8 protein-coding genes are annotated in these 12652 nt (G+C 59.7%); 6 read left to right on the forward strand and 2 right to left on the reverse strand.

From position 1 onward, the window contains the following. Positions 1–139: 139 nt before the first annotated feature. The 6 genes from tssI to KJY40_RS03595 all read left to right on the forward strand — a co-directional run bounded on the left by tssI (position 140) and on the right by KJY40_RS03595 (position 11146). Positions 140–2152 carry a type VI secretion system tip protein TssI/VgrG gene (gene tssI, locus KJY40_RS03570; RefSeq protein ID WP_230735039.1) on the forward strand — a complete coding sequence of 671 codons (2013 nt, stop codon included), beginning with the start codon at positions 140–142 and terminating at the stop codon, positions 2150–2152. Then, positions 2145–3020: a DUF4123 domain-containing protein gene (locus KJY40_RS03575; RefSeq protein WP_230735041.1), complete on the forward strand. Its 876-nt coding sequence runs from the start codon at positions 2145–2147 to the stop codon at positions 3018–3020. Before tssI ends, KJY40_RS03575 begins: the two co-directional genes overlap by 8 nt. Beyond that, positions 3017–6433 carry a toxin VasX gene (locus KJY40_RS03580; RefSeq protein WP_230735042.1) on the forward strand — a complete coding sequence of 1139 codons (3417 nt, stop codon included), beginning with the start codon at positions 3017–3019 and terminating at the stop codon, positions 6431–6433. The genes KJY40_RS03575 and KJY40_RS03580 overlap by 4 nt, the downstream gene beginning before the upstream one ends. Beyond that, positions 6408–7598 carry a DUF6708 domain-containing protein gene (locus KJY40_RS03585; RefSeq protein ID WP_230735044.1) on the forward strand — a complete coding sequence of 397 codons (1191 nt, stop codon included), beginning with the start codon at positions 6408–6410 and terminating at the stop codon, positions 7596–7598. The genes KJY40_RS03580 and KJY40_RS03585 overlap by 26 nt, the downstream gene beginning before the upstream one ends. Before the next feature lie 63 nt (positions 7599–7661). After that, positions 7662–10202, forward strand: coding sequence for a hypothetical protein (locus tag KJY40_RS03590; protein WP_230735046.1), 2541 nt, complete (start codon positions 7662–7664; stop codon positions 10200–10202). After that, positions 10199–11146 carry a hypothetical protein gene (locus tag KJY40_RS03595; RefSeq protein ID WP_230735049.1) on the forward strand — a complete coding sequence of 316 codons (948 nt, stop codon included), beginning with the start codon at positions 10199–10201 and terminating at the stop codon, positions 11144–11146. The genes KJY40_RS03590 and KJY40_RS03595 overlap by 4 nt, the downstream gene beginning before the upstream one ends. 59 nt (positions 11147–11205) lie before the next feature. Here KJY40_RS03595 and KJY40_RS03600 read toward each other — a convergent pair whose 3' ends face one another. Continuing rightward, positions 11206–11691 carry a toll/interleukin-1 receptor domain-containing protein gene (locus KJY40_RS03600; protein ID WP_085701321.1) on the reverse strand — a complete coding sequence of 162 codons (486 nt, stop codon included), beginning with the start codon at positions 11689–11691 and terminating at the stop codon, positions 11206–11208. Then, on the reverse strand, positions 11691–12650 hold the full coding sequence (locus tag KJY40_RS03605; protein WP_230735050.1) for a caspase family protein: 960 nt from the start codon (positions 12648–12650) through the stop codon (positions 11691–11693). The genes KJY40_RS03600 and KJY40_RS03605 overlap by 1 nt, the downstream gene beginning before the upstream one ends. Positions 12651–12652 lie beyond the last annotated feature (2 nt).

A 12652-nucleotide genomic window follows, 5' to 3' on the forward strand; every position in this document is an offset into this window, starting at 1 on the left:
ACCTTTCCCACTTCGATTGAAGAAGCTGCCTACATAACCCGCAAAGCGCTCTTGATAGCGTGCCCGCCAATTCTCGCGAGCACGAACCACGGACGGTTTGGACATCGCGCTCTTTTCCTCTTTGCTTAAGGATAAGCGTATGTTCCGGTCGGCCAATGCGGCGCATTTCGCGTTGCAGATTCCTGCGATCCGCCACGACTTCAAGGTCCTGGCCTTCAGCGGCACCGAAGCGATCAGCACCCTCTACGGCATTCACATTGAACTGGTCAGCGAACACCCGGATTTCGATCTGGAAAGCTTGCTTGCCCGGCCCGCGTTTCTGCAGTTTGGCCACAACGGCGAAGGCATTCACGGGCATATCGAAGAGGTGTTGGCGGGTGAGTCGGGCAAGCGTCTGACCCGCTACCACCTGACGCTGGTGCCGGCGCTGCACTACTTGCAGTTCAGTCGTGATCAGCGGATTTTCCAGCAGCGTACGGTGCCGCAGATCATCGCGCAGGTGCTCAAGGGGCACGGCATTCAAGCGGATGCCTTCAGCTTTCATGTCGCGGCGAATCCGCCCCGTGATTACTGCACCCAGTACGGCGAATCCGATCTGGAGTTCATCCAGCGACTGTGCGCCGAGGACGGTATCGCCTGGCATCACCAGCACTCGGTGGACGGGCATCTGCTGGTCTTCACCGATGACCAGGTGTTTTTACCCAAGCTCGGCGCCACGTCCTATCGGCAGGACTCCGGCATGGTGGCCGAGCACTCGGTGGTCAGCCGTTTCAGCATTCGTACCGGCACCCGCACCAGCACGGTCGTGCGCCGCGACTATGACCTCAAGCGCCCGAGCCTGCTGGTCGAGAGTCGCTTTAGCGCCGATTTCACTCCGGTGCTGGAGGATTACCGTTATCCGCTGTTGATCGAGAACGAAAGGCGCGGCAAGCAACTCTCAAGGCAGGCGCTGGAGCGTCATCGCAGCGACTATGAACTGGGCGAAGGCCAAAGCGATCAAGCCAACCTGCGCAGCGGCCATCTCTTTGAGCTGGCCGAACACCCGCGCCAACACTGCAACGACTTGTGGCTGTTGCTCAGCGTTTCCCACGAGGGCCGACAGCCCCAAGTGCTCGAAGAGTCGGTCACCAGCGATGCCAAAGACACCGACGGTTTCACCCAGGGTTATCGCAACACCTTCAGCGTGATTCCTGCCGAGGTGGTGTTCCGGCCACCGCTGCCGGCACCTCGTCGTCCACTGGTCAGTCAGACCGCCCGGGTCACCGGGCCGATCGGCGAAGAAATCTATTGCGATGAGTTTGGCCGGGTGAAGTGTGAGTTCCCATGGGACCGCGCCGAGCTCGACAGCGAGCGCAGCAGTTGCTGGCTACGGGTTTCGTCGAGTTGGGCCGGTGAAAGCTTCGGCTCGGTGACGATCCCGCGCATCGGCATGGAAGTGCTGGTGACCTTTCTCGAGGGTGATCCGGATCAGCCGCTGATTACCGGATGCGTGGCCAACAAAGTCACCTCGGTGCCGTACACCCTGCCTGAGCACAAGAGCAAAACCGTGCTGCGCAGCCACAGTTCGCCACACACCGGCGGCTACAACGAACTGATGATCGAAGACCGTGCCGGGCAGGAAAAAATCTACCTGCGGGCCGAGCGCGACTTCGAACAACTGATCCTCAATGACAGCCACAGCCAGATCCGGCGCGACCGTTTCCAGCAGGTGGACAACCACAGCACCAGCCTGATCAAGGCGGATGAACGACACACCACCGACGGAACGCGCCATACGGTCATCGGCACCGACGATCTGCTCAGCATCAGCGGCAACAGCAGCACCACGGCGGACGGCACGCTGGTCATCCAGGCCGGCCCCCATGCACGGGTCACCGCCAGCCAGGTGGTGATCGATGCCGGGACCAGTCTGACGCTGACAGCGGGCGGGCATCACATCGTGATCAATTCGGGCGGGATTTTCAGCAGCGTGGCGATTGTCGAGGGCGGTGCGCCGGTGGCGGGTATCGCGGCGTTATCAGCAACGCCATCAACCGAAAAAAAACCTCCGGCCCCCGTATTGCTCCAGTCACAGCGTTTGGCCCTGATGGCCAGAAGGCCGATCTGCGCGGTGTGCGAAGCCACCCAACCACGTGGAGAGGCCGATGCTTGAACTCCCTTCGTTACCCCATGACTTGCCTTGGTCCGTGCCGGCTTACTTGCTGCTGGACGGTGTGAGCACCCCCGATCTGCCGCAATGCCTGCAACGTTGGAACAGCCCCGCGTATTGCCTCTATCAAGGCACGCGCTGGCAGGAACTGGCAGATATATCGCCGTACCTGATCACCCTCAACGGCGCAGACGATCCGTTGCTGACGTACTTTCAGGAAAGCGCCGCATTGGAATGGGGATTTTTGCTGTTCAGCGATGCTGATACAGCAACGCTCTGCAAGCACTGGCGTCGTCTGCTCGCCGTCAAACATCCGAGCACGGTGGAGGTCATGCTGCGCATCGGCGATCCCGCTGTCATGCATCAATTGCTCGACCTTGCGCAGCAGGCCAACAGCACACGCTGGTTTGGCCCCGTCCAGCATCTGTGCCTGCCTGATGGGCTTCGGGCCACCTGGTTACAACATCAGCGTGTGGATCATGCCGCGCCCGACATCCCCGAGATCTATCAGTTGACCGAAGGGGAACTCACGGCGCTGGGAGAGGCGCAGTTTCATCAGTCGGTGATTGGCCTCAACGATCACTTGCGGCGGTATTTCCCCGGATTCATGGCGTCCTGCGCAGATCGGGAACGCCTTCGATTTGCCGAAAAAACAGCGCAACAGGCCTATGAACAAGGCTTCACCTCAGAACAGGAAATCACGCTCTACGCCAACGTGTTGGGCTATCTGGCCGGGCAGCCATTGGAGAGTCACCCGGACATTGTCGAGCTGCTGACCATGCCTTCACAGCAGTCCCCGATGAAACGCGTGCAACGCGCTGCCGAGCTGGCGCATGAACGTTCGACCCGTCTGCCGGGAGACTTGTCATGACAGCCGCCGCCAATATCGCCGCCCTGGCCAAAAGCGCCCAAGACATCCGCTCACCTATGGGGCAGTGCTTCTTGATGAGCGAAAAAGTGCAGTTGCTGCCCCTGCGCTACGGTCTGGTGGAAAACCTCGATCCTTCAGCCGAACTGAGCATACCGCTCAAGCTGAACAGCCAACCGTTGGGCATTCGTCTGCTGCGTGACGGCTACCTGTACATCATTGATAACGGCACCGGTTACCTGCACGAATACCGCATTGAGCAAGGCCAGATCAGCAAACTGGTCTGGAAGGGCCGGGAAGTCGCCAGCGACATGCGCACTACGTCGATTGGCGAGCTGCAATTGGTGTTCTCCCGGCAGCACACGTTGTTCGCCAGCTATTCGGAAATCCAGTGGACGGCCTACAAATGTTCGCAAGTGCTCAAGGACGTCGCTGAGCGTGAGCACTGGATGCAACGCATCGAACTGGCGAGTGCCTGTCCGGACAAGGGCGGCATGCACCTGCTGAGCCAACGTCAGGCGGATACCTGGCTGGCCGAGGTTGCGGAAAAAACTGCGCCAATGGATCTGCCCGAGGGTGCCAACCCGCAGCAACGCCAGTCTTACGCTTGGGAAGACACGTCACTGTTCAAGAACACGTCGATAGAAACCCTCACCAGCCAAGTGCTGGGGGCGCATCAGAACGATTACCTGTTTCTGGTTTTGCGCGACGACTTTGGTGTGATGCGCGACCTGGCCAGCGCCCAACTGAAGGTCGCGGACTGGCTCGATCACTGGAGCAGCGATGAGGCCGCCCAGCGTCGCTACCTCACCGGCGCCTACATCCAGTCGTTGTACGAAGTGACCCCGGCACGCCTTGATGCACTGGCCAGCACCGACCCCGCCGCCAAAGCCCTGAGGGACGAAACCAACGCTGAGCAACAGGCAGCCATTGAGGACTACTTGCGTACCAAACGCGACCACGCCGGGCGGCCAATATTTGGCGATGAAGACCATTGGCGAAAAGCGGCCGCGACCGATCCTTATGCGCGCGCGACCGTCAACCTGCTGGACGCCCTGGGTCAGGTGCTTTGGCAAAAACACCGAGACACTATCGCGGCACTGCACTTGCAGACATGGCAGGCGCTGTTCGGAAAGGAGCTTGGCCAGCGCGGCATCGATCACCTGATCAACCGCGCCGACATGCAAGCGTTCGTCAGCCAGCAGCAGACGCTGCTGAGCCATTGGCACACGCGCTTGCAGGCCATTCGCGAAGATCGCCTGGACATGATCGTCGCCGGTCACTTTCACAAGGCGGCCTGGTATTACGACTTTCGCAACGACGAACAGATCCGCCATCGCCTTGAAACCGAGTTCCTCTGCGTCGCAGCCCTGTGCTGGAACCGTGAGGCCACGGAAAAACTGGCGGCCTATCTGGAAAGCAACCTGCTGACCGTCGTGCCAGGGCTGGACACCTTGACCCTGGCCGATCAGCTGGACGTGAGCAAGAAACTCATGGACCTGAGCAGCTTCTCGATCAAGGCCGCGGCGGCGCAGGAAAGTCTTGATGCGGTTAACGTGCTGACCAATCAGTTCAGAAACTTGATGAATGAGCGGTTACCCAACTTTGCGGATCTGAATGGGCGGTTTAGTGGGCTGCAGAGTTTGTTGGATGGGGCTTACGTGCCGGCGCATCAACTGATCGCAGCGGATCAGTTGAATCGGGCACACTCAGAATTCAAACGCCAACAACCAGTCGACCCAGCCAGCTTCATCCGTAGTCTCGGTATCTCAACGCGACTGCAGTTGCTGCGCGAGTTTTCCCGTAGCGGCTTGACCTTGCGGGCAGCGTCGGCGTCCGAGTTTCAGGCCTTCAACAAGAGCCGCGTTGCTGCGCTCGACCTGCGTCGCCAGCTCAGTGAGACCTACAAACTGCGTCATCGCGAATTGTCGCGGCAGATCTACGGCCTCGCCGCGCCAGGCAGTGAGCAGGTGCACAACCAGCGGATCAACCAGCTCAAGGCTGCGCTCCTGCCGCTGGAAGACAACCTCAGTCGCGCCCTGACCGTCGGTTCAAGCGGGCCGGGCCAGATCGGCACGGTGATCGACGGCATGGCCCCGGCGTTACGGGAAGAAATGCAGCGCACCGTGCGTGATTTCCGCGCGACGGGAACGTTTGGCAAACCGATGGCGAGTGCGTTGAAGTCCAAGGGCGACGGGATTGCGTTGTTGCTGTTTGTTTATCAGGGGCAGAAGTTTGTTGAGATGCTGAGTTCATTGAGCAAAAAGGAAACGTCGTCTTCACCTGATTTATGGGCACTCCTTGAGTCATCGGTAGGAATGTCGGCTGCAGGCTTCGCTGCAGTGCAAGGGCTGTCAGTGACGGTCCTCCAAGCGCATATCGAACAAATGTTTAGTGCCGCTGGAAAACTCAACACCATGAGCCGCTTAGGGCGTTGGAGTGGTATTGCAGGGAACGCTGCATTCGGGTTCGGCGCGTTGGCAGCCGCTTTCGATTCAGGAAAACACTCCATGCAATGGACCAGAGCATTGGCCGAAGGCAATCCTCAGGTTTTAGCGGCCACGACCCTGCAAATTGCCGGCGACGTCACTCTTGTCGGGACCAATACCTGGGGCACCAAGCACACGACTTCGATCATCAGCCAGGTCATGAAGAACCCCGTCGAACTGCGAGCCCTTGCCTGGGCCGAAGCCAGTCCCCGACTGCTGGGCATCGCCGCCCAGGCCAACCTTGTGGGCTTGGTCGGTACAGCTCTGCAACTGCTGGGCGAGGGCTTGTACAACTACTTCAATCTGGATGCCTTGCAAAAGTGGCTGCAAGCGAGTGCCTGGGGCACCGCCGACCTGCAACGCAGCCTGCCGGAAGACTGGAGCGCATTGGCAAGGGTGGTGCAACAGCCAACCTGCGAACTGATCCGCGAGGGTAAGCGCACCTGTTTGCAGCTCAGACTGCCCGGCGTGCGCACCCGGGAAATGGACAGCCGTCAATTGCAACTGTTGGCCCATCAACAGACCCATGCCGTACCGATTCCCGGTCCCTACAACAGTCAGCTGCCACCCCGGCGCTGGCAGGAAAGCAGCGCCGCGTGGGCCGCGGTTGCCGTAGTCGTCAGTCAGGGAGACGAGGCACTGACCCTGCAGTTGCCTATCGCCGATGCCTTGCAAACGACGGACTTCGCCCTGGCGCTCAACATCGGTTACCAACTGGAAGCCGGACGTGACCTGATACACCGCACCTGTTTCGTCCTGCGCGATCTGCACATCGCCACGGAACGTGGTGTACGTTTGCCGGCCCAGGGCCGGTTCACCCTCGACCCCGTCGAAACCTTGCCTGATGGCTTGAGCAAGGCGCCGTACTGGTTGTTCACCCGCGAAGAAATGGCGACTGTCGATGTTCAGCAAACTGTTCAAGCGTAAAAGCAAGCCCGAAACCAAAGACCCGACACCGGACATTCGCAGCCAACGGCCGAGCGCCGGGGAGTTGCGGGTCCGCGGGCTGAATGAAACCCTGTTTCTGGCGCCGCTGCCGGTTTATACCGGACAGGCCCAGGTCTCCCGGCGTAGTTTTTCGGCGATGAACGGAACCTATCTGGAGTTGGGGGGGAGCAATTTCGGGATGGTTGAGTTGGGCAAAAGATTGGCTATCCAGATATGGTTGGCCTTCGCCTTGGCTTTTATTGCACCTGTACTCATTTGTTTGTGGCTCGTGATTGCAAGCCCTCCAGAGATTGACCGCAAGTTTCTCGACATTATCGGGAATGTAGTTCAAGTGTTCGCGACGGGGGCATCTTTGTTCATTATTCCCATCGGCGCCTTCATCTACGGCATGCTCTCCAACGTCCGAACCCTCGCCAAAAGCTACCCCGTACGCTTCAACCGCCAACGCCGCGAAGTCTGCTACATCGACGACACCACCCATCGCGTACTGATCGTGCCGTGGGAAAGTGTGGTGGCCTGGGTCGCGCGCAGTCAGGGTGTCACCGGTTACGGCGCCCTGCGTGACTACACCTTCGGCATGGGGCTGGAGGACGAAGAGCACGACACCGTGCAATTTATTCTGATGGCCCAGCCCAGCGACGTGCATGCGCTGGGCATGTGGGCGTCGATTCGCAATTACATGGAGGAAGGGGAGTTGGTGGATACGCCCAATCCCATGCTCGTTCTGCTGGGGCTGACCCCGACCGAAGACGAGCTCAAACCTTATGAAGGGCTGCATACGTTTGAAATTGAACGTAAAGGAGCGCGCTTCATGGGCTCGTTAGACGATGGCGCCGAAGACCTGACCGCCGAACAGCGCCACCGTTACGGTTACGGTAAACGCACCCGATGGCCCCTGCGCTGGTGGTATGTCCGCCGCGTTCTGACCTTCTGGAAAATGCCCTACCTGATCGCCGAATGGGCCCACCGCAAAGGTCGTCCGACCCTGCCGGACAGCGTGCAAGCCTGGTCGCAACCCCTGCCTCCCGAGCAATGGGCCAAACCCAGCCCCGCGCTGCAAAAAGCCAACGCGCTGGTCAAACACGCCATGGACAAAAAAGGCATCAATTTCGTCGATGCCTGCAAAGCGGCGGGGCTGCATTGAGCAGGGATGGCTTGAGCAAGGCGCCGTACTGGTGGTTCACCCGCGAAGAAATGGCGACTGTCGATGTTCAGCAAACTGTTCAAGCGTAAAAGCAAGCCCGAAGCCAAAGACCCGGCACCGGACATTCGCAGCCAACGGCCGAGCGCCGGGGAGTTGCGGGTCCGCGGGCTGAATGAAACCCTGTTTCTGGCCGATCCTGGCGTGCTGCGCGATATCAATCATGAACAGGAATGGCTGGAAGCCGGCCACGAGCAATGGCTCGGCGAAAACAACCTGCGTCTGAGCATCGGCGGGTTTGTGCGCAGCCTGATCACTGAGGACGGTGCAGAGCTGGCCGGCAATCTCAGCTACCGCTACGAGGATCGAGACATCAGCCTCACGCCGGCGCAGGGCCGGGTCATGCTCGACGCCCAGCATCGACTTGAAGAAGAGCTCAAGGCTGAAACCCGGGCCCGGCAGTACGGCGGCCAGCCGAGTCATGCAGAATCCGCCGCCCGCGATGCCCGCATCGCAGCGATTGTCGCGCCGGTGCGGGCGTTTATTTCGGCAGATTTGTACCGCGAGGCCGAGGTCCTTGTCCGCGAATATCGCGCGGAAAAACTCGCCAACCTGAACAATCACCCGTTCAGCGCCAAAGTCGGTGAGTACATCGATCTCGACGCGATGAACACCTGGTTCAGCGACACGGCCGCTGCCCACTTTCAGCAACTCGAAGAGCGGCACAGTGCATTGTTCGCTGACCGGGGGCTGTACCTCAAACGCTCGTCCAGCGGCACCTGGTTTGTCGACTTCGACGACCTGGCGGCGCGCCAGTGGCTGACCGAGCTGGCCACCGGCTGCCTGACCGCCCAGTGCATCCGCGCCCAGGGCGCCGAGCAATACGCCGACTATGTGCGAGCCGCCGACGGTGGCGCACTCCGGCAACTGTTCAATGCCTGGACGCCCTCACTCGAAGCGGCCGTCAACAATGCCTCGCGCCTGAGCGAGCTGATGGCCGCGCTGTCTGCCGACAACATCAGCGCCACCCATCAGGCGCTGGCGCCGTTGAGCGCAGTGGTGCTGGATGACATCGCGACCATGGCCCGGGACGCCGCCAGCCAATGGAGTGTGCTGGTCAACCGGCTGGGAGCGGCGTTGCTGCTGCTCAAGGGCGACAGCGGCTTCAGTGCGTCGTGGATGAGTATCTTCGTCGCGGCGAGGCTGGGGGGGGAAAGCCGTTTGCAGCAAGTGTCCGAGGGCGGGCGACAGGTGTGGGCGTTGCTGGGGCAACGGGCCGAGGCACTGGCCCAATGGGTGAACAAGACAGGCAAGGCGATTGGCGTCGGGCGGGTGGAACGGATCGTCAATTCGCCGGTGGTGGTCAATAGCGGGGGCGTTGTGCCGATGGCGGCGCTGCTGGTGAACGTGGTGAATGTGCAGAACTACTTGAAAGAGGCCGGGGTGCTGGAGGGGATGGAAGGGCGCCGGGTGAATGACACGATTTCGGCGAGTCTTTACGGGGCGGCGGCGTTGGTGGCGGTGGTGGATAGTCAGGTGAGGGTGGGGTTGGGGAGGGATAGGTTCTTTATTCGTTCGTCTGCTGCGCCGGCGCTTACGTTGTTTGGTGGGGTGATTGGCGCATTGTCGGCGGGTGCAGCATCCTCTGAATTCAAGTCTCTACAGGAGCAAATTGAAAACGCCCAAAACGCCGTCGATCCATGGCTGGAAATACGTCAGACCGTGGTAGGTGGGCAAGTAGCCGCCTTCGGCGCCCAGGCATTGTTAGGATTTGGCTATACCGCCCGTGCCTTGGCGGGGGCAATCACAGTAGACGTCGCCATTTTGCGTTACACGCTCTACATGGGGCCATTGAACTGGATCATTGCCGGTTTGGGCCTGCTGTATCTGACGGCCTGGATTTTCGAAAAGACGCCGCTGCAACACTTCCTGAGTTCCTGCTGCTGGTCCCGAGGCCGGGCCAATGATCTCGAGCCCATCGCGCCCAAGGCTCAACAGAACGAGCTCGACCGCTTGTACCTCATCCTCTATACGCCACGGGTCACCATGGAAAGCAGCTCGGAACATGCTCTCGACAATATCGGTTCCGGCCACAAGTTCGTCAGTGCCATCAACGCCCTGACCATCGACCTGCCGGGTGCCGAGCCCGGCAACGTCTACCTGGAACTGAGCATGGTCGGCGACCCGGTGGACAGTCAGGGCTACCGGCATCTGATCAAGAACAGTCAGATCAATAATTTCAGTGCGCCGCGGCCCTGGCGGGACATGACACCACACTGGCTAGTCAGTAGCCGATGTGAGTGGATACCGTTCAAGGAAGGACGTGGCTTACGTCTCAGTGGCCCCTTTAAAGAACTGCCGAATGTGTTGGGCAAACCACCCAGTACGGTTTCACTGCGGCTGCGTTATCGCACGCCCCTGACCGGAATACTCGGGGCCCGCTCTTTCATCGGTGGAGAACGAGGACTGGCGTTCACCTTGAACAACACCACCGGCGTCATCGCCCTGAGAAACGACCCGACGCCCGAGCTTGATCGTGTACCGAATTACCCGCTCGGTGAGGACCACCCCGGCGCCATTTACCTGCAACCCAAGGACAAACGATGAGTACGCCACCGGCCGGCACCACGAAGAAGGGGATTTTCTCGCGCAATGACTATTTGGCGCCATTGCCGATTCCAACCGGGAGAAAGCCCTGTGACGTGCTCAATATCGTCTGGCGCAAAAACGACGTCTTCATTGACATAGGCAACTACAGCATCGGTTCAGCGGTGATGGTGATGTGGCCGGGAGTGATGGTGTTTTTAGCAATGTCATTTTTTACTCGAAATCTGACTTCTGATTTCAGTCAGGACATTTTGATCCTGGGCGCATGTATCATGGCCCTCCCGATTTTTTGGTTGATTCAAGGCCTCTTTCGCGAAGTCCCCTTACCTGTGCGCTTCAACCGCCAACGCCGCGAAGTCTGCGTCCCCCGCGACAACGGCGAATACTGGATCGTCCCTTGGGAAAGCGTGACAGCGGCCGCCACCCAGCAGTCGTCGGTCAGTCAGGCCGGTAAAACCACGATGGGTTTACTGGTCATCGGATTCGAAAATCCCGACCCGAATGCCACCCAAGACAACAAGCATTTTTCGCTGGGCTTCAACTGCGGCGGTGGCACTACAGCGATGGCGTTGTGGGAGTGCATGCGCAGTTACATGGAGATCGGGCCAGATGTTGTTGAGGATCAAACTGCTCGTTTCGACAGATCAAAGGGAATCTGGGCAACTTATCTGGAGGATCTGAACAAGGCTGCGAAGTTGAGAGGCTGGTTCATTACTGCTCTTTGGGAAGGGTTTTGCGGGGTTTTCATATTCAACACGTTGCTGATTGATGTCCTGGAGCGCTGGAAACTGAATCCGCCCCCCGACTTGCCCCATCCCGACATCATCGAATGGTCAAAACCCCTCCCTCCCGAACAATGGGCGAAACGCTCCCCTGAACTAGAGGTCGCCATCGCCCAGCGCGAGGCTGAACTCGCTGCACCGGCAAAAAGCGAGCGGGTTTGAGGCCGGCCCTGCACTCTGAATGCAAAAAAGCCGCGATAATCGCGGCTTTTTTGCGTCTGTCAGAACCCCCGCCGAATCCGGTTTTTCAGTTGTTCATGGAAGATTTCCGCGTTGCGTCTGTAGGTGCCGCTGAAGGATTCGTTACTTGAATCCAGCGTCATCGAGCGTTTGTTCGTCACTTCTTCACGGTAGGCGTCGATGAAGAAGTTCAGGTCGTTGGCCGTGCTCAGCTTCGGCCACTTGTCCAGGTACAGCGGCAGTTGGGCGGCGCCCGTTCTGAAGGAACAGATCCGCCGGTTGCTGATCGTCGCTTCGCCGATCTCGAACGGCACCCACCATGACAACGCGGTTGATTCCGAGACCACCGCCAGCAGGTGGGTGCATTCAGTGATATTGCGGGTGATGACCCCGGTGATGTCGTCGGTGGTCTGGGATTCGGGATCCAGCACGTCCAGATAGGTTTTGATATTGGCCTGCTTCAGGCGGGCATCGATCGCGAGGGCGTGGGCGCGGTCCATGTGGCGGTAGCTGATGAATACGGGCATCAGAAATGTCCTTTGAGGGCGAGTTCGCGGTAATAGGCGCCGAGAGCCGTCAGGCGACACCCGGTAGATTGCATGGCGGCGTAATACATGTGCTCGGCGTCCACCGGCTCGATCAGGCTGTGGCGGTTGCACATCTGCAACTGTTTGAAGATGTCACCGTGATCGGGATCGAACGAAGCGGAGGTGGGTTCGAAACTGGGGTCTAGCCGAAAGACAAAACTCGGTTCCGGAAACCAGTCCTTGAGTTTGCGCAGGGTTTCTTCGGCGATCAGCGGTGCTACCTCGCGCAGCGGCACGAACTGCGACACGTTGGTCTTGAACACCGGCCGCTGCTCCCACGCCCCCAGCGCGTTGTCGACGAACGAATACACACTGCCCGGAGTGACCTTGCCGAGTACGTTGGCGGCACCGCCATGCAGTGCTTGAAGCAGCAGGTCCGTGAACACGCCATGGCCACGGCTTTCCAGGGCGGACTGTTCTTTTTTGCAGGCGGTGAGAATGGTCACGCCTTCGCCGATCATGCTGCTGCCGCCGCGCAAGTTGCGCACGGCACCGGCGGCGCCAGCCTGGCAGCAGTCGAGGATGATGATTTTGTTCTTGATCTGCTGGGCGTTGTCGGCCCACTGCAGAATGTCGCTGATGCGAATGCCTTCGCCGCCGGGCTGATAGTCCTGGGGGATCAGCAACCCTTCATCGATGCTGGTATCGAACTGGCCATGGCCGGCGAAATACAGAAGCGCAACATCGCAGTCGCCCGAGAACAGGCTTTGGATGTGCTGCCTCATGGCCGCGAGCGTGAGGCTTTCCTCGGCCGAAGTCAGCACCTTGCTGCTGAAGTTCGGTCGCCCGTTGGCGTGACGCTCCAGCACCGAGGCCATGGCCATTGCATCATTGTTGCAGCCGCTGAGCGGCGAAACGTGGGTGTAGTGGTTAATGCCGATAAACAGTCCCTTGCGCATGA

Origin of the sequence: Pseudomonas fitomaticsae, assembly GCF_021018765.1 — a bacterium.
GTDB classification, from domain to species: Bacteria; Pseudomonadota; Gammaproteobacteria; order Pseudomonadales; family Pseudomonadaceae; genus Aquipseudomonas; species Aquipseudomonas fitomaticsae.